The following is a 23,255-nucleotide window of genomic DNA, read 5'->3' on the forward strand; positions in this document are numbered from 1 at the left end:
TACAACATACTTACTTAATAAAACCCTTGTAATTACGTTTTACTAATTGTCCTTCTAATTGTTTCATCGTTTGTAATGCTACACCGACAACAATTAGTAGACTAGTACCACCAATTTGAACTGCTTGTGGTAATTCAGCTATACCGCCTATAATCAGTGGTAATACAGAAACGGCAGCTAGGAAAATAGATCCAACAAACGTTAATCGATACATCACACGAGTTAAATAAGTTTCGGTATTTTTACCTGGTCGAATACCTGGAATATAGCCTCCTTGCTTCTTCAAGTTATCTGCCATTTGCTCTGGATTGACCTGAACAAATGTATAGAAATAAGTGAAGGCAATAATTAAAGCGACATAAATTATCATACCAGTTGGTTTGGTGTAATCAAAGATTTCTGAGATGGTGTTTGCTATTTGATTGTCTTGAAAGAAATCAGCAATCGTTCTTGGCGCAATAATAAAGGCAATCGCAAAGATTACTGGAATAACCCCTGCTGCATTTACTTTTAGCGGTAAATGGGTAGAATGCCCACCTACTGGCGAACGGTTGACTAATCGTTTAGCATATTGAACTGGAATCTTACGCAACGCCTGTTGAATAAAGATTACTCCAACAACAATAGCAATGACTAATAAAACAATCAATGCTACAATCACGATACTAATAAATAGATCATCTCCAGCGTCAGAACCAAAGTATTTTGCATAGATTTGGTTGACACCGTTTGGTATGGCAGCAACGATACCTGCAAAAATCAAGATCGAAATACCATTACCAACACCATGAGCTGTTATTTGCTCTCCTAACCACATTAGAAATGCAGTACCACTTGTTAACACAAGGGCGATTACAATAAACTTTCCGATATTAGGATCACTAATGAGTAATCCTCCAGACATTTGGTTAAAGCCAAAGGCCATTGCACATGCCTGGATAAAAGCAAGCACAATTGTAGCATAACGTGTGACCTGTGCTGCTTTTTTACGTCCCATTTCTCCTTGCTTTTTCCACTCAGAGAACTTTTGTACTACATCCATTTGAAGTAGTTGCATGATGATGGAAGCTGTAATGTAAGGCATGATCCCCATTGCAAAAATGGAGAAGTTTTGTAATGCCCCACCACCAAAGGTATTGATTAACCCGAACACATTTTGTTCATTCATAAAGTCAATTGCACTTCGATCAGTAAATGGTACGGGAATAAACGTACCAATTCGAAATACAACTAACATAAGAAGTGTGAATATAATCTTTTGTCTGATATCAGCCACACGCACAAAATTGGAGATTGTACGGAACATTAAATCACCTCAGTTTGACCGCCCGCTGCTTCGATCGCTTCTTTCGCGGAAGCAGAAAACTTATGAGCTTTTACTGTTAGTTTCTTTTCTAGATTTCCATTACCAAGAATTTTAACTCCAGATTTCACTTTACTAATAGTACCTGACTCAAGTAAAAGCTCAGGTGTTACTTCAGTACCTTCATCAAAGTTATTTAATGTTTCGATATTAACGATCGCAAACTCTTTTCGGTTAATATTGGTAAAACCACGTTTAGGCAAACGTTGAAATAGTGGCATTTGCCCACCTTCAAATCCTAAACGTACTCCACCGCCAGAACGTGCTTTTTGTCCTTTATGACCACGACCGGATGTTTTACCATTACCAGAAGACATACCACGTCCTACACGATTACGTTTCTTTTTCGCTTGTGATGGTTTTAATTCATGAAGTTTCATGCGAGCACCTCCTCTTTACAGTGAAATTTATTAAACTTCCTTAACTTCTACTAAATGTGATACTTTATTAATCATGCCTCGCACGACAGGAGTATCTTCACGGACTACTGATTGATGAATCTTTCTAAGACCTAGTGTTTGAACAGTAGCTTTTTGTACTTCAGATCTACCGATGACACTGCGTTTGAGGGTAATTTCTAATTTATTAGACATTTAGTTTCCCTCCTTATCCTAACAATTCTTCTACTGACTTATCACGAAGTTTAGCTACTTCCTCAGCACGTTTCAATTCGCTAAGTCCATTAATTGTTGCACGAACCATATTAATTGGAGTGTTTGATCCTAATGATTTAGAAAGGATATCTCCGATTCCAGCTAATTCTAATACGGCACGCACTGGTCCACCAGCAATAACTCCAGTACCTTCTGCAGCTGGTTTCATTAAAATACTTCCAGCACCAAATTGTCCGACATTTTCGTGTGGAATTGTTGTACCAACGATCGGTACATTGATTAAGTTTTTCTTGGCATCATCAATTGCCTTCTTAATCGCATCTGGTACCTCTTGTGCCTTACCTGTACCAAATCCTACATGACCATTTTTATCTCCGACTACTACTAATGCAGCAAAGCGAAAACGGCGACCACCTTTTACAACTTTCGCTACACGATTAATTGTTACAACGCGTTCTTCTAAATCTAATTTATTTGGGTCGATGTTAGTACGCAACATATGTCCCTCCTTTTTTATTAAAATTCAAGACCTGCTTCACGAGCAGCATCTGCTAGAGATTTAACTCGACCATGATATAAATAACCACCACGATCAAATACTACATTTTTATATCCATTGTCTAGGGCACGCTTTGCAAGAAGCTCTCCAACCTTTTGCGCTGCTTCTACATTACCTGTAGCTTCTAGACTTAATTCTTTATCAACAGTTGATGCACTTGCTACTGTTACATTGTTTACATCATCGATTAGTTGTGCGTAGATGTGTTTGTTTGAACGAAACACATTTAGACGCGGACGCTCTGCAGTACCAAATAGGTTTTTGCGGATACGTAAATGTCTTTTTTTACGAACATCATTTTTATCAGGCTTTGTGATCACTTAGGTCACTCCTTTCTGTCTACCTAACAATCTTACTTAAGCGCAATTACTTAGCAGTTTTACCTTCTTTACGACGTACATATTCACCTGCGTAGCGAATTCCTTTACCTTTGTAAGGCTCAGGTGGACGAATCGCACGAATATTCGCAGCAATTGCTCCTACAGCTTCTTTATCAATTCCTTTAACTACCACTTGTGTATTAGAAGGAACATCAATTTCAATTCCAGCATCTGGTTCAATTTCCACCGGATGAGAGTAACCAGCATTAACGATTAGCTTCTTACCTTGCTTTTGTGCACGGTAACCAACACCTTGAATCTCTAATGCTTTTTCGAAGCCTTTGTGGACTCCCTCAACCATGTTAGCAATTAAACTACGAGTTGTTCCATGAAGTGCCTTATGAACTTTGCTGTCACTCGGGCGCTCCACTGTTAGAATGTTATCTTCGATTTTTAGTTTCATATCTGTATTAAAATTACGACTTAATTCACCTTTAGGTCCTTTAACCGTAACATGACCACCGTCAATTTTAATTTCCACACCTTGTGGAATTTCAATTTGTTTAAAACCTATACGAGACATGCTCTGCACCTCCTGTCTTTAGAAAATATCTTACCAAATGTATGCAAGCACTTCTCCACCGATAGCTTGCGAACGTGCTTCTTTATCAGATAGTACACCTTTAGAAGTAGACACGATTGCGATACCTAAACCGTTAAGTACTTTAGGTAGCTCATCAGCTTTTGCGTAAACGCGAAGCCCTGGTTTACTAATACGCTTCAAACCAGTAATTACACGCTCATCGTTCGCACCATACTTCAAGAAAATACGTAGAACACCTTGCTTGTTGTCCTCTACATACTCATAATCGCGAATGAAACCTTCACGTTTTAATATATCTGCAATTTCCTTTTTAAGATTTGATGCAGGAAATTCTAATTTCTCATGGCGAACCATGTTAGCATTACGAATGCGTGTAAGCATATCTGCAATTGGATCTGTCATAACCATTTATCATTACCTCCTTCCCAATTATCGGGGATTACCAGCTTGCTTTTTTAACACCAGGAATTTGACCTTTATATGCAAGTTCACGGAAACAAATACGGCAAAGTTTAAATTTGCGAATTACAGAATGTGGACGACCACATCGCTCACAACGTGTATATTCTTGCACTTTAAATTTTGCTGGACGTTTTTGTTTAGCGATCATCGATTTCTTAGCCACTCTTTTCCCTCCTTATATTAGCTTTAGCACTTATTTTTGGAAAGGCATGCCAAGTTGAGTTAAGAGTTCAGCAGCTTCTTCGTCAGAATTCGCTGTTGTAACAATAACAATATCCATCCCTCTAACTTTGCTTACTTTATCATAGTTAATCTCAGGGAAAATCAATTGTTCCTTAACACCTAATGTGTAATTTCCACGACCATCAAATGCCTTTTTAGAAATACCACGGAAGTCACGTACACGTGGTAAGGATACGTCAATTAGTTTTTGAAGGAAGTCAAACATACGCTCACCACGTAAAGTTACTTTTGCACCAATCGGCATTCCTTCACGTAAACGGAAACCTGCAATTGATTTTTTCGCTCTTGTGATTACTGGTTTTTGACCAGAGATTTGAGCAAGCTCTTCTACAGCAGAATCAAGTGCTTTAGAGTTTTGTACCGCATCACCGACACCCATGTTAATCACAATTTTTTCAACTTTAGGTACTTCCATTACTGATTTATAATTAAACTTCTCAACTAATGAAGATACAATTTCATTACTGTATTTTTCCTTTAATGTGTTCATCAAGTAAACCTCCTTTCATCGCTAATACTATTTATCTAAAGCTTCACCAGATTTTTTAGCGATACGAACTTTCTTTCCATCACGAACTTCATACCCAACGCGTGTTGGTTCGCCAGATTTCGGATCCACCGGCATTACATTAGACACATGGATCGGTGCCTCCTGATTCAAAATACCACCTTGTGGATTATCCTGTGAAGGTTTAGCGTGTTTCTTCACGATGTTGACACCTTCAACAAGTACACGATCTTTTTTAGGAAATGCTGTTAATACGGTACCTTGCTTTCCTTTGTCTTTGCCTGAAATAACTTGTACTTTATCACCTTTTTTTACATGCATATACGCGCACCTCCCTACACGATTTTTTCCGTACGTGCCTTATATTACTTCTGGAGCTAGAGATACGATTTTCATAAACTTAGCATCACGTAATTCACGTGCTACTGGCCCAAAAATACGAGTACCCCTTGGACTTTGGTCATCACGAATGATTACTGCTGCATTTTCGTCAAAACGGATGTAGGAACCATCTTTACGTCTCACACCACTTTTAGAACGAACGATTACAGCTTTTACTACTTCACCTTTTTTGACAACGCCACCTGGTGTTGCTTGTTTGACCGAACATACAATCACATCACCAATGTTTGCTGTCTTACGACCTGATCCACCTAACACTTTAATAGTTAGTACTTCACGCGCACCAGAGTTATCTGCTACTTTTAAACGAGATTCTTGTTGAATCATCTTCGTTTACCCTCCCTTCGGAACGTTTCCGAGCGAACTTTAAGATTAAATAATAACAGCTTCTTCCACAACTTCTACTAAACGAAAACGCTTGGTAGCTGATAGTGGACGAGTTTCCATGATTCGTACAATGTCACCAATTTTGGCTTGATTGTTTTCGTCATGAGCTTTGAATTTTTTAGAGTATTTTACACGCTTGCCGTATAGCTTGTGAAACTTATATGTCTCTACTAATACCGTAATGGTTTTATCCATTTTGTCAGATACGACACGGCCTGTGTATACCTTACGATTATTATGCTCACTCATCTGAGGCTAACCTCCTTTAATTATCCGTTAATTTACGCTTAATTCTCTTTCGCGAACTACTGTTTTCATACGTGCGATAGATTTGCGCACTTCACGAAGACGTGCAGTGTTTTCCAATTGTCCTGTTGCTAATTGGAATCGCAAGTTGAAAAGCTCTTCTTTTAAAGATTTGATCTTTTGTTCAATTTCGGCAGTGGTTAGTTCTCTAATTTCATTAGCCTTCATTGATTTCACCACCAATTTCTTCTCGTTTTACGAATTTCGTTTTAACCGGTAACTTATGAGAAGCAAGACGAAGTGCTTCACGAGCAACTTCTTCCGATACACCTGCAATCTCGAACATTACCTTCCCTGGTTTCACTACTGCAACCCATCCTTCAGGCGCACCTTTACCAGAACCCATACGAACCTCTAGAGGCTTAGCTGTATAAGGTTTATCTGGGAAAATTTTGATCCATACTTTACCACCACGCTTCATATAACGAGTCATCGCTATACGAGCAGCTTCTATTTGACGACTAGTAATCCAAGAGGATTCTACTGCTTGAAGACCGTATTCACCGAATGATACAGCTGTACCGCCTTTCGCTTTACCTCTCATCTTACCACGATGTTGTTTACGATGTTTTACACGTTTTGGCATTAACATAATGCGTTGCCCCCTTCCTTACTTATTGTTTTTTGTTGGAAGGACTTCTCCACGATAAATCCATACTTTAACACCAAGTTTACCGTAAGTAGTGTCTGCTTCTGCAGTTCCGTAATCGATATCTGCACGCAAAGTATGAAGTGGAACAGTTCCTTCACTGTAATGCTCTGCTCTTGCCATGTCAGCTCCACCTAAACGACCAGAAACTTGTGTACGGATTCCTTTTGCTCCTGCACGCATTGCACGTTGAATAGTTTGCTTTTGTGCACGACGGAATGATACACGATTTTCTAATTGGCGAGCGATGTTTTCAGCTACAAGCTTCGCATCTAAGTCTGCTTTTTTCACTTCTACGATATTAATGTGTACTCTTTTACCTGTTAAGCCATTTAATGCTTTACGTAGTGCTTCTACTTCAGAACCACCTTTACCAATTACCATACCAGGCTTAGCTGTAGAAATTGAAATGTTAACGCGATTTGCTGCTCTTTCAATTTCGACCTTTGATACAGCTCCATCCTTCAAACGCTCTTCAATATATTCACGAATTCTAATATCTTCATGTAAAAGATCTGCATAATCTTTCCCTGCATACCATTTTGATTCCCAATCACGAATGATACCGACACGCAGACCTGTTGGATTTACTTTTTGACCCACAGATTATCCCTCCTTTTTCTCAGATAGAACCACAGTAATATGGCTTGTGCGTTTGTTAATTTGTGTAGCACGACCTTGTGCACGTGGGCGGAAACGTTTCAATGTAACACCTTCGTTTACAAACGCCTCAGATACATATAAATCTTCTGGATTCATTTCATAGTTATGCTCTGCATTTGCTACAGCAGAGTTGATTAATTTCTCAACAACTGGTGATGCACCGCGTTGTGTATGCTTTAAAATCGCAATTGCTTCTCCTACTTCTTTACCGCGGATTAAATCAATCACTAAGCGGACTTTACGAGGAGCAATACGAATGGATTTTGCAACAGCTTTTGCTTGCATTAGGAGTACCTCCTCTCAATTAACGTTTTGTTTTCTTGTCATCTCCAGCATGCCCTCTATACGTACGTGTTGGAGCGAACTCGCCTAATTTGTGTCCAACCATGTCTTCTGTTACATATACAGGCACGTGTTTGCGACCATCATATACCGCGATAGTATGACCGACAAAGCTAGGGAAGATAGTAGAACGACGTGACCATGTCTTTACTACTTGTTTTTTGTCATCTTCGTTTAATTTGTCAATCTTTTTCAATAAGTGATCATCTGCGAAAGGTCCTTTTTTTAAGCTACGACCCATGAATAAGCCTCCCTTCGCGATTGGCAGACGGGCATTAATTCCCGCCATTCAATCCCGTTATTTTTTACGTTTACGAACAATAAATTTATCCGATGATTTGTTGCGTTTGCGTGTTTTGTATCCAAGTGTTGGTTTACCCCAAGGTGACATAGGTGATTTACGACCAATTGGTGCACGACCTTCACCACCACCGTGTGGGTGATCGTTAGGGTTCATAACAGAACCGCGAACTGTAGGACGAACGCCTTTCCAGCGTGAACGTCCAGCTTTACCAACATTGATTAGTTCATGCTCAATATTACCTACTTGACCTACTGTTGCACGACAAGTTGCTAATACTAGACGAACTTCACCTGATGACAAGCGTACTAATACATATTTTCCTTCACGACCAAGGATTTGGGCTTGTGAACCAGCAGATCTTACTAGCTGACCACCGCGTCCTGGCTTTAATTCAATATTGTGTACGACTGTACCAACAGGAATATTAATTAATGGTAAGGCATTACCTAATTTAATATCTGCTTCTGGTCCAGAAACAACCTCTTGACCTACTTGAAGTCCTTTTGGTGCTAAAATATAACGTTTTTCTCCATCTGCATAATGGATTAATGCGATGTTAGCCGTACGATTCGGATCGTACTCGATTGTAGCAACGCGTCCTGGTATTCCATCTTTGTCACGTTTAAAATCGATAATACGATATTTACGCTTGTGGCCTCCACCTTGATGACGAACCGTTAACTTACCTTGATTATTACGTCCACCTCGTTTGCTTAAAGGTGCTAGTAAAGACTTCTCTGGAGTATCTGTAGTGATTTCCGCAAAGTCAAGTACTGACATTCCTCTACGACCATTTGAGGTTGGTTTATACTTTTTAATCGCCATCTTTTTTCCCTCCTTTTTGATTTAATTATAGAGATTCAAAGAAATCTAGTTCTTTACTATCTTCAGATAATTGAACAATCGCTCTCTTGCGGTTTGGACGGTAACCACCATATCGTCCCATTCGCTTGAATTTACCTTTACGATTTAATGTATTCACATTGACTACTTTCACACCGAAGATATCTTCTACTGCATCTTTGATTTGAGTCTTGTTTGCTTCTTTCGTAACTTCGAAAGTATATTTCTTTTCTGCCATTAAATCTGCAGAGTGTTCAGTAATGATAGGGCGCTTAATAATATCACGAGAATCCTTCATTATGCAAGCACCTCCCCTGCTTTTTCAGCTGCCTCTTTCGTTAAGATCAGCTTGTCATGCGTAAGCAAGTCTAGGACATTTACTTCACTTACAGTTACTACTTTTACATTTGGTAGGTTATTAGCTGATTTCGCTAATACGGCATCTTTTTCTGCCGTGACAATTAAAGCTTTTGCATCAACATTTAATGAAGAAAGCATTGCTACTACTTCTTTTGTTTTTGGAGCTTCAATCGTAATTCCATCTAATACAACTAAGCTATCTTCTTGTACCTTTGTAGAAAGAGCAGACTTAAGCGCTAATCTACGAACCTTCTTCGGCAATTTATAGCTATAGCTTCTAGGAGTAGGACCGAAAACTGTTCCACCGCCTACCCATTGAGGGGAGCGAATAGAACCTTGACGCGCACGTCCTGTTCCTTTTTGACGCCATGGTTTACGACCACCACCACGTACTTCAGAGCGATTTTTTACAGCATGTGTACCTTGACGAAGTGATGCACGTTGCATAAGTACTGCATCATGAAGTACATGTTTATTTGGCTCAATACCAAATACAGCATCATTGATTTCTACATCACCAACTTGAGATCCACTTTGATTAAATAGTGCTACTTTAGGCATGACATATCCTCCCTTCGATAATTATGATTAGTTAGCCTTTAACGCACTCGTAATTTTAACGAATGATTTTTTTGCACCTGGGACATTACCTTTAATTAATAGAAGATTGCGATCTGTATCAACCTTTACAACCTCTAGGTTTTGGATCGTGATTTGCTCTCCACCTGTTTGTCCTGGTAATTTTTTACCTTTAAACACACGCGCTGGGTCTGCAGCAGCACCCATTGAACCTGGTGATCTATGATAGTGAGAACCATGAGACATAGGTCCACGTTGTTGGTTATGGCGCTTGATCGCACCTTGGAATCCTTTACCTTTAGAAGTACCTGTTACATCAATTTTATCTCCTGCTTCAAATACTTCTACGCTAATTTCTTGACCTAGTTCATACTCGTCAAGATTAACGCCACGGACTTCACGAATGAAGCGCTTAGGATTCGTGTTAGCTTTTTCCGCGTGTCCTTTTTCTGGTTTGTTTGTACGATTATTCTTTTGATCAGCAAAACCGATTTGGATTGCTTCATAGCCATCATTTTCCTCTGTACGCTTTTGCAGCACAACGTTTGGTTCAGCTTCGATTACTGTTACTGGAATTAATTCTCCTTCTTCTGAGAAAAGCTGAGTCATGCCGACTTTGCGACCTAAGATTCCTTTCGTCATCCGTAACACCTCCTAAAATGAATTTATATTATAGTTTAATTTCAATATCTACACCTGACGGTAAATCAAGACGCATTAATGCATCAACCGTTTTTGGTGTTGGACTAACAATATCAATTAGACGTTTATGTGTACGCATTTCAAATTGCTCACGAGAATCTTTGTATTTGTGTACCGCACGAAGAATCGTGTATACCGATTTTTCAGTCGGTAATGGAATCGGTCCAGAAACCCCTGCACCTGATCTTTTAGCCGTATCTACAATTTTATCTGCAGATTGATCTAAAATACGGTGATCATACGCCTTTAAACGAATTCTGATTTTTTCTTTTGCCATTATTTTCCCTCCTTTTCGCCCATTTTAAAATAGACATTCTCCGCGAAAATTTCTTCGACACCCGCCATGGCAAAGGGGCCGGGTGTGCCAACAACCTTCCGCATCATCGCCTGTTTTGTGACCAACATTGTATATTATATAGAAGAATCAACGTGATTGCAACATTTTTAAGGATTTTTTTGCGATTTTATCAATTATTTTTGAAAACTTCTATTATAGCTTTCTGAATGTGGTATTGCTTGTACTTTTCATCTTCTCCTAGCCAGATTTATGTGTAACAAAACAGAAAACAGGTAGTGTGCTCACTACCTGTTTTCCTCTATCTTACATCAATTATTTAATGATCTCAGTTACGACACCAGAACCTACTGTACGTCCACCTTCACGGATAGAGAAGCGAGTTCCATCTTCAATCGCGATTGGGGAAATCAATTCTACAGTCATTTCTGTGTTATCACCAGGCATTACCATTTCTACGCCTTCTGGTAAACCAACAACGCCAGTTACATCAGTAGTACGGAAATAGAATTGTGGACGATAATTTGAGAAGAATGGAGTGTGACGTCCACCTTCGTCTTTTGATAATACATAAACTTCTGCTTTGAAGTTAGTGTGTGGAGTAATTGAACCTGGCTTAGCTAATACTTGACCACGGTTAATATCTTCACGCGCAACCCCACGAAGAAGTGCACCAATGTTGTCACCAGCTTCTGCATAATCAAGAAGCTTACGGAACATTTCTACACCAGTTACAGTTGTTTTAGAAGCTTCTTCAGCAAGACCGATGATTTCTACTTCGTCACCAACTTTTACAACACCACGCTCAACACGTCCTGTTGCAACAGTACCACGACCAGTGATAGAGAATACATCCTCAACTGGCATCATGAATGGTTTATCAGTATCACGTTCTGGACGTGGGATATACTCATCAACAGCATCCATTAATTCAAGAATTGCGTTAACATATTGTTCTTCTCCTTCAAGTGCTTGAAGTGCAGAACCTTTGATTACTGGAACATCATCACCAGGGAAGTCATATTCGCTTAATAGATCACGAACTTCCATTTCTACTAATTCAAGAAGTTCTTCGTCATCTACCATGTCACATTTGTTTAAGAATACAACGATAGCTGGTACACCTACGTTACGAGAAAGTAGGATGTGCTCACGAGTTTGTGGCATTGGACCATCTGCAGCAGATACTACAAGGATCGCACCGTCCATTTGTGCAGCACCAGTGATCATGTTTTTAACATAGTCAGCGTGACCTGGGCAGTCAACGTGTGCATAGTGACGGTTGTCAGTTTCGTATTCTACGTGAGATGTAGAAATAGTGATTCCACGCTCTTTTTCTTCTGGCGCACCATCGATTTGATCATACGCACGAGCTTCACCACTACCATATTTGTTGAAAAGAACATTTGTAATTGCTGCAGTTAAAGTTGTTTTACCATGGTCAACGTGTCCAATAGTACCAATATTAACGTGGTCTTTGGAACGGTCAAATTTTTCTTTTGCCATGTCTATTTCCTCCTTTAATTAAGTAAAAAGTTTTTTAATTTATTTACATGTATCGCAGCTTAGTAGGCGAGTTCACTCACCAAGCTAAGCCTATAATACAAGTTATACTTTAGATTGTGAAAAAAATCAATTATTGACCTGCGTTTTTCTTAATAATTTCTTCTGAAACGCTTTTCGGTACTTCTTCATAGTGATCAAAGTGCATAGTATATACACCGCGACCTTGTGTATTAGAACGGAGAGCTGTTGCATATCCAAACATTTCTGCTAATGGCACAAATGCTTTGACAACCTGTGCAGGTCCGCGTGCTTCCATTCCTTCTACTCTACCACGACGAGAAGTGACATCACCCATGATATCTCCCATATACTCTTCAGGGATAACTACCTCTACTCTCATCATTGGTTCAAGTAATACAGGGTTACATTTGTTTTTAGCAGCTTTAAGTGCCATAGATGCTGCTACTCTAAATGCTGTTTCGTTGGAATCGACATCGTGATAGCTTCCATCATATAACGTAGCTTTTACATCGATTAATGGATAACCAGCTAACACACCGTTTTCCATTGCTTCTTTCACACCAGCCTCAACGGATGGAATGTATTCACGTGGTACAACACCACCAACGATGTTATTCACAAATTCAAAGCCAGCACCTTCTTCATTCGGCTCAAACTTGATCCAAACGTGACCATATTGACCACGACCACCAGATTGGCGAACGAATTTCCCTTCGACTTCTGCAGCTGAACGGAATGTTTCACGGTAAGAAACCTGAGGTGCACCTACGTTTGCTTCTACTTTGAACTCACGCTTCATACGGTCAACGATAATATCAAGGTGAAGCTCACCCATACCTGAAATGATCGTTTGACCCGTTTCTGTATTTGTTTCCGTTTTGAAGGTAGGATCCTCTTCTGCTAGTTTACCTAGTGCTACGGACATTTTGTCTTGGTCCGCTTTTGACTTAGGTTCAATAGCTACGGAAATTACTGGCTCAGGGAATTCCATTGATTCTAGGATAACTAGGCTTTTCTCCTCACATAGAGTATCCCCAGTACTAGTATCCTTCAATCCAACGGCTCCAGCGATATCTCCAGCATATACCTCAGAAATTTCTTCACGAGAGTTAGCATGCATCTGTAAGATACGACCTACACGCTCACGCTTATCCTTCGTTGAGTTCTTTACATAAGAACCTGATTTAAGTGTTCCTGAATATACACGGAAGAAGGTTAACTTCCCAACAAATGGGTCTGTTGCAACCTTAAATGCAAGGGCAGAGAAAGGCTCTTTATCGTCCGCTTTACGCACAACTTCCTCTTCTGTCTCTGGTACATGTCCTTCAATTGGTGGGATATCTAATGGAGATGGTAAGTAATCAACTACCCCATCAATCACTAATTGTACCCCTTTGTTCTTGAAGGCAGATCCACAGAATACAGGATAGAATTCTACACTTAATGTAGCTTTACGAACAGCAGCTTTTAATTCATCATTAGAAATTTCTTCACCTTCTAAGTAACGTTCCATTAGATCTTCATCTAATTCAGCAACTGCTTCGATTAAGTTTGTACGATATTCCTCTGCTTGATCTTGCAATTCAGCAGGTATTTCTCTCGCTTCCGTACGCGTTCCTAAATCATCCTCGTAGTAATAGGCTTCCATTGTGATTAAATCAATAATACCCTCAAATTGATCTTCAGCACCAATTGGAAGCTGTACTGGATGAGCATTCGCTCCTAGGCGATCTTTTAAAGTGCCTGTTGAATAAAGGAAATCTGCACCGACTTTATCCATTTTGTTTACGAAAACAATACGAGGAACGCCATAAGTTGTTGCTTGGCGCCATACTGTTTCTGTTTGTGGTTCTACACCAGATTGGGCGTCAAGTACAGTTACTGCACCATCAAGTACACGAAGGGAACGTTCTACTTCTACTGTGAAGTCTACGTGTCCAGGTGTATCGATGATGTTAATACGATGACCCTTCCACTGAGCAGTAGTTGCTGCAGAAGTAATCGTGATTCCACGTTCTTGTTCTTGCTCCATCCAGTCCATTTGAGAAGCACCTTCGTGTGTTTCTCCAATCTTATGGATACGACCAGTATAGAATAAAATACGCTCTGTAGTTGTTGTTTTACCAGCATCAATGTGAGCCATAATACCGATATTACGTGTATTCTCCAAGGAGAACTCTCTAGGCATGAATCTTTCTCCTTCCTATCTCGAATATAGTTAATCTAATTACTTGGATAGTAGCTTCTGCGTCTTTGGAGCAGGCTATATTAAAAATTTTCGTCGTATTACCAACGATAGTGTGCAAAAGCTTTGTTTGCTTCAGCCATTTTGTGCATATCTTCTCTCTTCTTAACTGATGCTCCAGTATTGTTAGATGCATCAAGGATTTCATTAGCTAAACGTTCTTCCATTGTCTTTTCTCCACGAAGACGTGAATAGTTTACAATGTAACGTAAACCTAACGCTTGACGACGTTCAGGTCTAACCTCAACTGGTACTTGGTAGTTAGATCCACCAACACGACGAGCACGCACTTCAAGTACTGGCATAACATTTTTCATCGCTTGTTCAAAAACTTCCATAGCGTTTTGACCACTACGCTCTTGAACTAATTCAAAAGCACGATAAAGAATTTTTTGCGCTTTACCTCTTTTTCCATCAACCATAATTTGGTTAATTAAACGTGTTACAAGTTTTGAATTATATAACGGATCTGGTAAGACATCACGCTTTGGTACTGGTCCTTTACGTGGCATATCTCCCCCTCCTTTCCTTTGTTATTTCAAGCTTTTAAACTTTTTATTTTTTAGGTTTTTTCGCGCCATATTTAGAACGACCTTGCATACGGCCTTCTACACCTGAAGTATCAAGTGCACCACGAACGATGTGGTAACGAACACCCGGTAAGTCTTTTACACGTCCACCACGAATTAACACAACACTGTGTTCTTGTAGGTTATGACCAATTCCAGGGATATAAGCAGTTACCTCGATTTGGTTAGACAAACGAACACGAGCATATTTACGTAATGCAGAGTTTGGTTTTTTCGGTGTTAATGTACCAACACGAGTACAAACTCCACGTTTTTGTGGGGAGTTTTGATTTGTCGCCAGTTTTTTACGGCTATTGTAGCCTCTGTTAAGTGCTGGTGAATCAGATTTTTTAGATTTAGAAACGCGTCCTTTACGTACCAATTGATTAATAGTTGGCATGTTTAGTTCCTCCTCTCTTCTTCATAATGTAATACCACACATCCAGGTGGTTCATTTTAAAGCAAAAAACAAAGCCTTCACAAACTTATACGGTTTGCCAAAACTTTATTGCTTAATTGCCACGGTTGCTGCCCCTACATCAATTCCACATGTTTTGCCTAATTTTTTCATAGAATCAACATATGCTATGGGAACATTGTAATCTTTCGCGACATGTGACACTTTGCTAGTAATATGTTGATCTGCGTCACTAGCAATGATCACTTCTTTTGCTTCACCATTTTTAATGGCTTTTATTACTTGTTTTGTTCCGATAATTTTCTCAATATTCACCTTTGCCACTTTATCATAAGACATCTATTATATCCTCCAAAGTAACAAGGATAACGGAAGCACCTTAAATATACTATCATCACCTAAATTCAATGTCAACTTTAAATTGAGCAAATTTAGTAATTTTTCCTTGCTTCCGTTTTTATCCCTTGTTGTTTATCAAGTAAAAATGGAAAGATTGATGTTCGACATCTACCTGAACTAGGTAGATGTCGAACACATTCGTTAGACTGCTTAAGAAGTAATCTCACCTGTTGCTACTTCTTCTGCAAGACTTGGATCTTCTGCTAGTTTTTCCTTGATACGACGGTACTTCTGCATACCTGTACCTGCTGGAACTAGCTTACCAATGATAACATTTTCTTTGAGACCGAGTAATTCATCTCGTTTTCCTTTAATAGCGGCATCTGTTAACACCCTCGTTGTCTCTTGGAAGGAAGCCGCGGATAAGAAGGAGTCTGTCTCTAGAGATGCTTTTGTAATACCTAACAAGACAGGTCTTCCAACTGCAGGTCGACCACCACTGAATAGGGATTGTTTATTTGCATCTTTAAATTGGTGAACCTCAAGTAGAGAGCCTGGTAGTACATCTGTATCTCCAGAATCTGCCACACGGACTTTACGTAGCATTTGTCGCACCATAACCTCTACGTGTTTATCACCGATTTCTACCCCTTGCATACGATATACTTTTTGTACTTCTTTTAGCAAGTATGATTGGACTCCATCAATACCTTGAATCTTAAGCAATTCTTTCGGATCGATAGAACCTTCTGTTAAAGCCTGGCCTGCTTCCACTTCATCTCCTATGGATACTTTTAAACGAGCTCCATATGGCGCAGTGTAGGTTTTCGTTTCGATCGCACCTTGGACAACGATCTCTTGTTTGTCTTTGACCTCTGTCACATCTTTCACAATTCCGAAGATTTCAGAAATGACCGCTTGCCCCTTCGGATTTCTTGCTTCAAAGATCTCTTGAATACGAGGTAAACCTTGTGTAATATCGCTTCCTGCAACACCACCAGTGTGGAAGGTACGCATCGTTAACTGTGTACCTGGTTCACCGATTGATTGAGCAGCAATAATACCTACTGCCTCTCCCACTTCAACCTCTTCACCAGTTGCTAGGTTGCGACCATAGCATTTCTTACAAGTACCATGCTTCGTATTACATGTGAATACCGTACGGATCATTACTTCCTCAATCCCTGATTCTACAATCTCTTTGGCAATATCTTCTGTAATCACTTCATTTTTTGAAATAATTAAGTCTTTTGTTTCAGGATGATAAACATTTTGGAATACTGTTCTTCCAATTAAGCGATCAATTAGTGGCTCAATCATTTCAGTACCTTCTGTTATAGCAGTTACTGTTAGGCCTCTGTCAGTACCACAATCTTCTTCACGGATAATAACATCTTGTGCTACATCGACTAGACGTCTTGTTAAATAACCAGAGTCAGCTGTCTTCAAGGCAGTATCGGCAAGACCTTTACGTGCACCGTGAGTAGAAATAAAGTACTCTAGTACGGTTAAACCTTCACGGAAGCTTGACTTGATCGGTAATTCAATAATTCGACCTGCTGGGTTGGCCATTAGACCACGCATACCTGCTAATTGAGTAAAGTTAGATGCGTTACCACGGGCTCCTGAATCACTCATCATAAAGATCGGGTTACGAGGATTCAAGGATTTCATTAATTTATCCTGAATATCATCTTTTGCTTGAGACCAGATAGAAATAACACGATCATAGCGCTCTTCATCTGTAATTAAACCTCTTCGGAATTGTTGTAAAACTTTATCCACTTTAGCTTGAGCAGCTTTTAGAATTTCTTCTTTTTCCGCTAATACGACGATATCGGCTACCCCTACCGTAATACCTGCTTTTGTAGAATAAGCGAATCCTAAATCCTTCATTCTATCTAACATTTTAGAGGTTTCACTAATTTTAAACTTCTTAAATACTTCCGCAATAATATCTCCTAAAATCCCTTTCTTGAATGGAGGAATAATCTCTCGATTAGCAATTTCCTCTTTAATGTTTACTCCTTTTTCAACAAAGTACTTATCAGGAGTTGCCTCTTCTAAGTTCTTCTGAGTTGGTTCATTCATATAAGGGAATGATTCAGGTAACATATTATTGAAAATTAGTTTCCCTACTGTTGTAATCATTAACTTTTGGTTCTGCTCATCTGTAAAAGCTTCTTTGTTTAAGGATGTTGGTTGTACGGCAATTCGTGTGTGTAAATGAACATAGCCATTTTGATAGGCGATTAATGCTTCATTGATATCCTTGAAGACCATCCCTTCACCAACGGCATTTTCCCGTTCCATTGTTAAGTAATAGTTCCCTAATACCATATCCTGAGAAGGGGTTACAACCGGTTTTCCATCCTTAGGGTTTAGAATGTTTTGAGCAGCAAGCATGAGAATACGCGCTTCTGCTTGTGCTTCTGCTGATAAAGGTACATGGACAGCCATTTGGTCACCATCAAAATCGGCGTTATACGCTGTACAAACCAATGGATGAAGACGAATAGCGCGCCCTTCTACTAGAGTTGGTTCAAATGCTTGAATACCTAATCTGTGCAAGGTAGGTGCACGGTTAAGGAGAACTGGATGTTCTTTAATGACATCTTCTAATACATCCCAAACCTCTGCATGTAATCTTTCAATTTTTCGTTTAGCTGATTTAATATTATGTGCCAAACCTCTTTCAACTAGCTCTTTCATAATAAAAGGCTTGAATAGCTCAACCGCCATTTCCTTCGGCAAACCACATTGGTACATTTTTAAATGTGGTCCAACTACGATAACCGAACGTCCAGAATAGTCTACACGTTTACCAAGAAGGTTTTGACGAAAACGACCTTGCTTACCTTTTAACATGTGAGACAATGATTTTAATGGTCTATTACCAGGTCCAGTAACCGGACGTCCACGACGACCATTGTCAATAAGAGCATCTACGGCCTCTTGTAGCATGCGTTTTTCGTTTTGAACAATAATGCTTGGTGCTCCTAAATCAAGCAACCTTTTCAGACGATTGTTACGGTTAATAACACGACGATATAAATCGTTTAAGTCTGAAGTAGCAAAACGTCCACCATCTAACTGTACCATTGGTCTTAATTCTGGTGGGATGATTGGTAATACATCCATGATCATCCAGCTCGGATCATTACCAGAATTACGGAATGCTTCTAGTACTTCCAAGCGTTTAATCGCACGTGTTCTTCTTTGACCTTGTGCTGATTTTAATTCTTCTCTTAAGAGATCGACTTCTTTTTCCAGGTCGATATCTTGTAGAATTTTCTTAATCGCTTCAGCACCCATCTCCGCCTTAAAAGAATTACCGTATTTATCACGATAAGCACGATATTCTTTTTCAGAGAGTAATTGTTTTTTCTCTAACGCTGTATCGCCTGCATCAATAACGATATAGGCTGCGAAATAGATCACTTCCTCTAAAGCACGAGGAGACATATCTAATACTAGCCCCATGCGACTTGGAATGCCTTTGAAATACCAGATATGAGAAACTGGTGCTGCCAATTCAATATGACCCATTCGTTCACGACGTACTTTTGCTTTCGTTACTTCCACACCACAACGATCACAAACAACACCTTTATAACGAACTCGTTTATATTTTCCACAATGACATTCCCAGTCCTTTTGTGGTCCGAAGATTCGTTCACAGAACAAACCATCTTTTTCCGGCTTTAATGTCCGATAATTAATGGTTTCTGGCTTTTTGACTTCACCATAGGACCAGGATCTAATTTTGTTCGGTGAAGCTAAGCCTATTTTCATGTATTCAAAGTTATTTACATCTAACAAGGGGTCAACCTCCCTTTTTTTATCTTTCGGTTTTTGTTAAGACAGATAGGTTCCTAACCATTGCATAGAATGGTTAGGAACACGTTGATTTCATCAGCTAGTTGTTTCTTCTATTTCTAGGTTAAAGTTGTCAGCAGAATGAGTATCGTCCTCATCCTCGTCCTTTAACTCGATTTCTTGTTCATCACCTGAAAGCATTTTGACATCCATTCCTAAGCTTTGTAATTCCTTAATTAATACTTTAAATGACTCAGGAATTCCTGGCTCAGGGACATTTTCCCCTTTTACAATTGATTCGTATGTTTTCACACGACCAACGGTATCATCAGATTTGACAGTTAGAATTTCTTGTAAGGTATATGCAGCACCATATGCTTCTAATGCCCATACCTCCATCTCACCAAAACGTTGTCCACCGAATTGTGCTTTACCACCTAGTGGTTGCTGTGTAACAAGGGAGTATGGACCTGTTGAACGCGCATGTAGCTTATCGTCAACCATGTGTGCTAGCTTGATCATGTACATAACACCAACAGAAACACGATTATCAAAAGGCTCTCCTGTGCGGCCATCATAAAGAATCGTTTTGGCATCTCTTGAGAGTCCGGCTTCTTCAATCGTTTCCCATACATCTTCTTCACGAGCCCCATCAAATACTGGTGAAGCAACATGAATGCCTAGCTGTCTAGCGGCCATACCGAGATGAAGCTCGAGTACTTGCCCGATGTTCATACGTGACGGTACCCCTAATGGGTTTAACATGATGTCAATCGGTGTTCCGTCTGGAAGGAATGGCATATCTTCTTCTGGAAGGATTTTAGAGATAACCCCTTTGTTCCCGTGACGACCAGCCATTTTATCCCCTTCATGGATTTTCCGTTTTTGAACGATATAAACACGAACTAATTGGTTTACACCTGGTGGTAATTCATCACCATCCGCACGATTAAAGATTTTTACATCTAGTACAATTCCCCCTGCACCGTGTGGAACTCTTAATGATGTATCTCTTACTTCACGCGCCTTTTCACCAAAGATAGCATGTAATAAACGCTCCTCAGCAGATAATTCTGTCACCCCTTTAGGTGTTACCTTACCGACAAGCAAATCACCATCTTCTACTTCTGCACCTACACGTATAATTCCTCTTTCGTCAAGGTCACGTAAGGCATCTTCCCCAACATTTGGAATATCGCGTGTGATTTCTTCAGGTCCTAACTTCGTATCACGCGCTTCTGACTCGTACTCTTCGATATGAATAGAAGTATACACATCGTCTTTTACAAGTCGTTCGCTCATGATGATCGCATCTTCATAGTTATAACCTTCCCATGTCATAAACCCAACTAAAACATTTTGCCCTAATGCAAGTTCGCCATCTTCCATAGAAGGTCCGTCCGCTAGGATTTCTCCTTTAGTAATACGATCACCTTTTTGAACAATTGGTCGTTGGTTATAGCATGTTCCTTGGTTAGAACGAATGAATTTTTGTAGACGATAACGGTCTAAGTCACCTTCTACTTCTTTACCATCTATTTCAGAAATGCGGCGTATGAGAATTTCTTTTGCTTCTACTCTTTCTACAATACCTTCATGCCTACAAATCACAGCAGCTCCAGAGTCTTTACCTGATACATATTCCATACCTGTTCCAACGATCGGAGCTTTTGGTTGCATTAGAGGTACTGCTTGACGCTGCATGTTCGCACCCATTAACGCACGGTTAGAGTCATCATTTTCTAAGAACGGAATACATGCTGTCGCAGCTGAAACTACTTGTTTCGGCGATACGTCCATGTAATCGATCTTTTCACGCTGGACGATCGTGTTCTCCCCGCGGAAACGAGCAATTACTTCATCATCCACGAATCTTCCTTCATCATCAAGCTCAGCATTAGCTTGTGCAACGACATAATTATCTTCTTCATCTGCAGTCAAATAGTCCATTTGATCGGTTACTTTTCCGGTTTCTGGATCAACACGACGGTATGGTGTTTCAATGAAACCAAATTTGTTCACCTTTGCATAAGAAGACAAGGAGTTGATTAGTCCAATGTTCGGTCCCTCAGGAGTCTCAATCGGACACATACGACCATAGTGTGAATAGTGAACGTCACGCACTTCAAAGCCGGCACGTTCTCTTGTTAAACCACCAGGGCCTAATGCAGATAAACGACGCTTGTGTGTTAATTCAGCTAATGGGTTCGTTTGGCCCATAAATTGTGAAAGCTGTGAACTACCAAAGAACTCCTTAATGGAGGCTATCACTGGGCGAATATTAATTAATTGCTGTGGAGTAATAGAAGAAGTGTCCTGAATAGACATTCTCTCACGTACCACACGCTCCATTCTAGATAAACCAATTCTAAATTGGTTTTGCAATAATTCCCCTACAGATCTTAGACGACGGTTACCTAAGTGGTCAATATCATCCGTATCGCCTACTTCATGTAAAATGTTGAAGAAATAACTGATAGCAGACAAAATATCACCTGGTGTAATATTTTTAATATTGCTATCTACATTGTTATTACCGATAACGGTTAGTGTTCTTTCACCTTCAGGATCTGTTGGATCGACAATCTTAATAGATTGTACATGAATTGGGTCTTCTAGGACTCCTTCGTGTGGTTCTAGAACCTTCTCACCAAAGCGGTTATCATCAGAATCTAAGATTGGTAATATCTTATCTAATAAGCGTCTATCTAATTGATCACCCTTATTAGCAATAACCTCACCAGTTTCTGTATCCACAATCGGCTCTGCTAATATTTGATTGAACAAACGATTTTTAATGTGAAGCTTCTTATTTATTTTATATCTACCAACATGTGCTAGATCATATCTTTTTGGATCAAAGAATCTAGAAACAAGGAGACTTTTGGCATTGTCGACAGTAGGTGGCTCCCCTGGTCTTAAACGCTCATAAATTTCTAGTAGCGCTTTTTCACTTGTTTCGGTATTGTCTTTTTCTAATGTATTTCTTAAGTATTCATTTTCTCCTAGTAAATCGATAATCTCTTGATCATCTCCAAAACCTAATGCTCTTAAGAGTACCGTGATTGGTAATTTTCTTGTTCGATCAATTCGAACATGTACGACATCCTTAGCATCTGTTTCAAATTCTAACCAAGCCCCTCTGTTCGGGATAACAGTAGCAGCATAGCCACGCTTTCCGTTTTTATCGACTTTGGCATTGTAATATACACTTGGTGAACGAACCAGTTGAGATACGATAACGCGTTCTGCCCCATTAATCACAAATGTACCTGTATCTGTCATCAGTGGGAAATCACCCATAAACACTTCTTGTTCCTTCACTTCACCTGTTTCGTTATTTAATAAACGAACTTTCACTCGAAGAGGTGCGTTATATGTCACATCTCTTTCTTTCGATTCATCAACAGGATATTTCGGTTCTCCGAGGCTATAATCCACAAACTCTAAGGAAAGGTTGCCCGCAAAATCCTCAATTGGAGAAATGTCCTGGAACATTTCCTTTAACCCTTCATCCAAGAACCATTGATAGGACGCTGTTTGAATCTCGATTAAATTTGGTAACTCTAATACCTCACTAATACGCGCATAACTTCTACGTTGGCGGTGTCGTCCGTATTGAACTAGTTGACCTGTCAACTGATTCACCCCTCGATCATTAATAAAAGATAGTCACCATGTTAAAATGGCCATTAGAAAAACTTGACTCAGCATTTTCGTGACACGAAAACGAAAGTCTATGTTTCACTTATACTATAGTCCCAAGAGCTTAAATAACCAACCTATAGTATAAACGAAACCACACTTACCATTTATACTTTACTAACTATAGG

The 23,255-nt window shown here is 39.6% G+C and carries 29 protein-coding genes; all 29 read right to left on the minus strand.

All coding sequences use genetic code 11. From position 1 onward, the window contains the following. Positions 1-10: 10 nt before the first annotated feature. The 29 genes from secY to rpoB all read right to left on the minus strand — a co-directional run bounded on the left by secY (position 11) and on the right by rpoB (position 23,061). Positions 11-1,306: a preprotein translocase subunit SecY gene (secY, locus tag ACZ5N5_RS04300; protein WP_109985130.1), complete on the minus strand. Its 1,296-nt coding sequence runs from the start codon at positions 1,304-1,306 to the stop codon at positions 11-13. Beyond that, positions 1,306-1,743: a 50S ribosomal protein L15 gene (gene rplO / locus ACZ5N5_RS04305; RefSeq protein WP_054787911.1), complete on the minus strand. Its 438-nt coding sequence runs from the start codon at positions 1,741-1,743 to the stop codon at positions 1,306-1,308. Before rplO ends, secY begins: the two co-directional genes overlap by 1 nt. A gap of 30 nt (positions 1,744-1,773) precedes the next feature. After that, positions 1,774-1,956, minus strand: coding sequence for a 50S ribosomal protein L30 (rpmD, locus tag ACZ5N5_RS04310; protein ID WP_054787912.1), 183 nt, complete (start codon positions 1,954-1,956; stop codon positions 1,774-1,776). Positions 1,957-1,969: 13 nt separating this feature from the next. Continuing rightward, entirely contained in the window at positions 1,970-2,476 is a 507-nt protein-coding gene (gene rpsE / locus ACZ5N5_RS04315; protein WP_054787913.1) for a 30S ribosomal protein S5, read from the minus strand. 17 nt (positions 2,477-2,493) lie between these two features. Then, a complete protein-coding gene (rplR, locus tag ACZ5N5_RS04320) occupies positions 2,494-2,856 on the minus strand; it encodes a 50S ribosomal protein L18 (RefSeq protein ID WP_054787914.1) in 363 nt (120 codons plus the stop codon). Between the two features lie 46 nt (positions 2,857-2,902). Then, entirely contained in the window at positions 2,903-3,439 is a 537-nt protein-coding gene (gene rplF / locus ACZ5N5_RS04325; RefSeq protein WP_054787915.1) for a 50S ribosomal protein L6, read from the minus strand. Between the two features lie 30 nt (positions 3,440-3,469). Then, complete coding sequence (gene rpsH / locus ACZ5N5_RS04330) at positions 3,470-3,868, minus strand: 30S ribosomal protein S8 (RefSeq protein WP_054787916.1); 399 nt, start codon at positions 3,866-3,868, stop codon at positions 3,470-3,472. A gap of 31 nt (positions 3,869-3,899) precedes the next feature. Next, entirely contained in the window at positions 3,900-4,085 is a 186-nt protein-coding gene (gene rpsN / locus ACZ5N5_RS04335; RefSeq protein ID WP_054787917.1) for a 30S ribosomal protein S14, read from the minus strand. A gap of 30 nt (positions 4,086-4,115) precedes the next feature. Beyond that, on the minus strand, positions 4,116-4,655 hold the full coding sequence (rplE, locus tag ACZ5N5_RS04340) for a 50S ribosomal protein L5 (protein WP_054787918.1): 540 nt from the start codon (positions 4,653-4,655) through the stop codon (positions 4,116-4,118). A 27-nt stretch (positions 4,656-4,682) separates the two neighbouring features. Continuing rightward, positions 4,683-4,994 carry a 50S ribosomal protein L24 gene (rplX, locus tag ACZ5N5_RS04345; RefSeq protein WP_054861117.1) on the minus strand — a complete coding sequence of 104 codons (312 nt, stop codon included), beginning with the start codon at positions 4,992-4,994 and terminating at the stop codon, positions 4,683-4,685. Between the two features lie 39 nt (positions 4,995-5,033). Next, on the minus strand, positions 5,034-5,402 hold the full coding sequence (gene rplN, locus ACZ5N5_RS04350) for a 50S ribosomal protein L14 (protein WP_054787919.1): 369 nt from the start codon (positions 5,400-5,402) through the stop codon (positions 5,034-5,036). A gap of 45 nt (positions 5,403-5,447) precedes the next feature. Beyond that, positions 5,448-5,711, minus strand: coding sequence for a 30S ribosomal protein S17 (rpsQ, locus tag ACZ5N5_RS04355; RefSeq protein WP_054787920.1), 264 nt, complete (start codon positions 5,709-5,711; stop codon positions 5,448-5,450). 27 nt (positions 5,712-5,738) lie between these two features. Next, a complete protein-coding gene (rpmC, locus tag ACZ5N5_RS04360) occupies positions 5,739-5,936 on the minus strand; it encodes a 50S ribosomal protein L29 (protein ID WP_054861119.1) in 198 nt (65 codons plus the stop codon). Further along, entirely contained in the window at positions 5,926-6,360 is a 435-nt protein-coding gene (gene rplP, locus ACZ5N5_RS04365; RefSeq protein ID WP_054861120.1) for a 50S ribosomal protein L16, read from the minus strand. Before rplP ends, rpmC begins: the two co-directional genes overlap by 11 nt. Before the next feature lie 18 nt (positions 6,361-6,378). Next, complete coding sequence (gene rpsC, locus ACZ5N5_RS04370) at positions 6,379-7,020, minus strand: 30S ribosomal protein S3 (protein WP_054787921.1); 642 nt, start codon at positions 7,018-7,020, stop codon at positions 6,379-6,381. A gap of 3 nt (positions 7,021-7,023) precedes the next feature. Further along, positions 7,024-7,365, minus strand: a complete 342-nt coding sequence (gene rplV, locus ACZ5N5_RS04375) for a 50S ribosomal protein L22 (RefSeq protein WP_054787922.1) — start codon at positions 7,363-7,365, stop codon at positions 7,024-7,026. A 19-nt stretch (positions 7,366-7,384) separates the two neighbouring features. Next, complete coding sequence (rpsS, locus tag ACZ5N5_RS04380; RefSeq protein WP_109985131.1) at positions 7,385-7,663, minus strand: 30S ribosomal protein S19; 279 nt, start codon at positions 7,661-7,663, stop codon at positions 7,385-7,387. A gap of 57 nt (positions 7,664-7,720) precedes the next feature. Then, positions 7,721-8,551: a 50S ribosomal protein L2 gene (gene rplB, locus ACZ5N5_RS04385; protein WP_054787923.1), complete on the minus strand. Its 831-nt coding sequence runs from the start codon at positions 8,549-8,551 to the stop codon at positions 7,721-7,723. A gap of 25 nt (positions 8,552-8,576) precedes the next feature. Next, positions 8,577-8,867 carry a 50S ribosomal protein L23 gene (gene rplW / locus ACZ5N5_RS04390; RefSeq protein ID WP_054787924.1) on the minus strand — a complete coding sequence of 97 codons (291 nt, stop codon included), beginning with the start codon at positions 8,865-8,867 and terminating at the stop codon, positions 8,577-8,579. Beyond that, the gene (gene rplD, locus ACZ5N5_RS04395) at positions 8,867-9,490 is read right to left on the minus strand and encodes a 50S ribosomal protein L4 (RefSeq protein ID WP_054787925.1); all 624 of its coding nucleotides are present in this window, start codon (positions 9,488-9,490) and stop codon (positions 8,867-8,869) included. The genes rplW and rplD overlap by 1 nt, the downstream gene beginning before the upstream one ends. 27 nt (positions 9,491-9,517) lie before the next feature. Beyond that, positions 9,518-10,150 carry a 50S ribosomal protein L3 gene (gene rplC / locus ACZ5N5_RS04400; RefSeq protein WP_054861123.1) on the minus strand — a complete coding sequence of 211 codons (633 nt, stop codon included), beginning with the start codon at positions 10,148-10,150 and terminating at the stop codon, positions 9,518-9,520. 28 nt (positions 10,151-10,178) lie between these two features. Next, positions 10,179-10,487, minus strand: coding sequence for a 30S ribosomal protein S10 (rpsJ, locus tag ACZ5N5_RS04405; RefSeq protein ID WP_109985132.1), 309 nt, complete (start codon positions 10,485-10,487; stop codon positions 10,179-10,181). A gap of 333 nt (positions 10,488-10,820) precedes the next feature. Continuing rightward, complete coding sequence (gene tuf / locus ACZ5N5_RS04410; protein ID WP_054787927.1) at positions 10,821-12,011, minus strand: elongation factor Tu; 1,191 nt, start codon at positions 12,009-12,011, stop codon at positions 10,821-10,823. Positions 12,012-12,141: 130 nt separating this feature from the next. Next, the gene (gene fusA / locus ACZ5N5_RS04415; protein WP_109985133.1) at positions 12,142-14,220 is read right to left on the minus strand and encodes an elongation factor G; all 2,079 of its coding nucleotides are present in this window, start codon (positions 14,218-14,220) and stop codon (positions 12,142-12,144) included. Positions 14,221-14,318: 98 nt separating this feature from the next. Further along, positions 14,319-14,789, minus strand: coding sequence for a 30S ribosomal protein S7 (rpsG, locus tag ACZ5N5_RS04420; RefSeq protein WP_054787928.1), 471 nt, complete (start codon positions 14,787-14,789; stop codon positions 14,319-14,321). A 43-nt stretch (positions 14,790-14,832) separates the two neighbouring features. Further along, the gene (gene rpsL, locus ACZ5N5_RS04425; RefSeq protein ID WP_109985134.1) at positions 14,833-15,246 is read right to left on the minus strand and encodes a 30S ribosomal protein S12; all 414 of its coding nucleotides are present in this window, start codon (positions 15,244-15,246) and stop codon (positions 14,833-14,835) included. A gap of 105 nt (positions 15,247-15,351) precedes the next feature. Beyond that, positions 15,352-15,603: a 50S ribosomal protein L7ae-like protein gene (locus tag ACZ5N5_RS04430; RefSeq protein WP_054861128.1), complete on the minus strand. Its 252-nt coding sequence runs from the start codon at positions 15,601-15,603 to the stop codon at positions 15,352-15,354. 210 nt (positions 15,604-15,813) lie between these two features. Further along, complete coding sequence (gene rpoC, locus ACZ5N5_RS04435; RefSeq protein WP_109985135.1) at positions 15,814-19,425, minus strand: DNA-directed RNA polymerase subunit beta'; 3,612 nt, start codon at positions 19,423-19,425, stop codon at positions 15,814-15,816. Between the two features lie 93 nt (positions 19,426-19,518). Then, the gene (gene rpoB, locus ACZ5N5_RS04440) at positions 19,519-23,061 is read right to left on the minus strand and encodes a DNA-directed RNA polymerase subunit beta (RefSeq protein WP_054787930.1); all 3,543 of its coding nucleotides are present in this window, start codon (positions 23,059-23,061) and stop codon (positions 19,519-19,521) included. Between the last annotated feature and the right edge of the window lie 194 nt (positions 23,062-23,255).

Source organism: Gracilibacillus sp. JCM 18966, assembly GCF_055392695.1.

Bases quoted from the DNA above. Each gene is read 5' to 3' on its own strand.
- secY (WP_109985130.1), bottom strand. From the start codon at position 1,306: ATGTTCCGTACAATCTCCAATTTTGTGCGTGTGGCTGATATCAGACAA.
- rpsS (WP_109985131.1), bottom strand. From the start codon at position 7,663: ATGGGTCGTAGCTTAAAAAAAGGACCTTTCGCAGATGATCACTTATTG.
- rpmD (WP_054787912.1), bottom strand. From the start codon at position 1,956: ATGTCTAATAAATTAGAAATTACCCTCAAACGCAGTGTCATCGGTAGA.
- rplN (WP_054787919.1), bottom strand. From the start codon at position 5,402: ATGATTCAACAAGAATCTCGTTTAAAAGTAGCAGATAACTCTGGTGCG.
- fusA (WP_109985133.1), bottom strand. From the start codon at position 14,220: ATGCCTAGAGAGTTCTCCTTGGAGAATACACGTAATATCGGTATTATG.
- rpsE (WP_054787913.1), bottom strand. From the start codon at position 2,476: ATGTTGCGTACTAACATCGACCCAAATAAATTAGATTTAGAAGAACGC.
- rpsH (WP_054787916.1), bottom strand. From the start codon at position 3,868: ATGGTTATGACAGATCCAATTGCAGATATGCTTACACGCATTCGTAAT.
- ACZ5N5_RS04430 (WP_054861128.1), bottom strand. From the start codon at position 15,603: ATGTCTTATGATAAAGTGGCAAAGGTGAATATTGAGAAAATTATCGGA.
- rplW (WP_054787924.1), bottom strand. From the start codon at position 8,867: ATGAAGGATTCTCGTGATATTATTAAGCGCCCTATCATTACTGAACAC.
- rpmC (WP_054861119.1), bottom strand. From the start codon at position 5,936: ATGAAGGCTAATGAAATTAGAGAACTAACCACTGCCGAAATTGAACAA.
- rpsG (WP_054787928.1), bottom strand. From the start codon at position 14,789: ATGCCACGTAAAGGACCAGTACCAAAGCGTGATGTCTTACCAGATCCG.
- rplF (WP_054787915.1), bottom strand. From the start codon at position 3,439: ATGTCTCGTATAGGTTTTAAACAAATTGAAATTCCACAAGGTGTGGAA.
- rplC (WP_054861123.1), bottom strand. From the start codon at position 10,150: ATGACGAAAGGAATCTTAGGTCGCAAAGTCGGCATGACTCAGCTTTTC.
- tuf (WP_054787927.1), bottom strand. From the start codon at position 12,011: ATGGCAAAAGAAAAATTTGACCGTTCCAAAGACCACGTTAATATTGGT.
- rplE (WP_054787918.1), bottom strand. From the start codon at position 4,655: ATGAACACATTAAAGGAAAAATACAGTAATGAAATTGTATCTTCATTA.
- rplV (WP_054787922.1), bottom strand. From the start codon at position 7,365: ATGCAAGCAAAAGCTGTTGCAAAATCCATTCGTATTGCTCCTCGTAAA.
- rpsL (WP_109985134.1), bottom strand. From the start codon at position 15,246: ATGCCAACTATTAATCAATTGGTACGTAAAGGACGCGTTTCTAAATCT.
- rplX (WP_054861117.1), bottom strand. From the start codon at position 4,994: ATGCATGTAAAAAAAGGTGATAAAGTACAAGTTATTTCAGGCAAAGAC.
- rplP (WP_054861120.1), bottom strand. From the start codon at position 6,360: ATGTTAATGCCAAAACGTGTAAAACATCGTAAACAACATCGTGGTAAG.
- rplD (WP_054787925.1), bottom strand. From the start codon at position 9,490: ATGCCTAAAGTAGCACTATTTAATCAAAGTGGATCTCAAGTTGGTGAT.
- rpsJ (WP_109985132.1), bottom strand. From the start codon at position 10,487: ATGGCAAAAGAAAAAATCAGAATTCGTTTAAAGGCGTATGATCACCGT.
- rpsQ (WP_054787920.1), bottom strand. From the start codon at position 5,711: ATGAGTGAGCATAATAATCGTAAGGTATACACAGGCCGTGTCGTATCT.
- rplO (WP_054787911.1), bottom strand. From the start codon at position 1,743: ATGAAACTTCATGAATTAAAACCATCACAAGCGAAAAAGAAACGTAAT.
- rplB (WP_054787923.1), bottom strand. From the start codon at position 8,551: ATGGCGATTAAAAAGTATAAACCAACCTCAAATGGTCGTAGAGGAATG.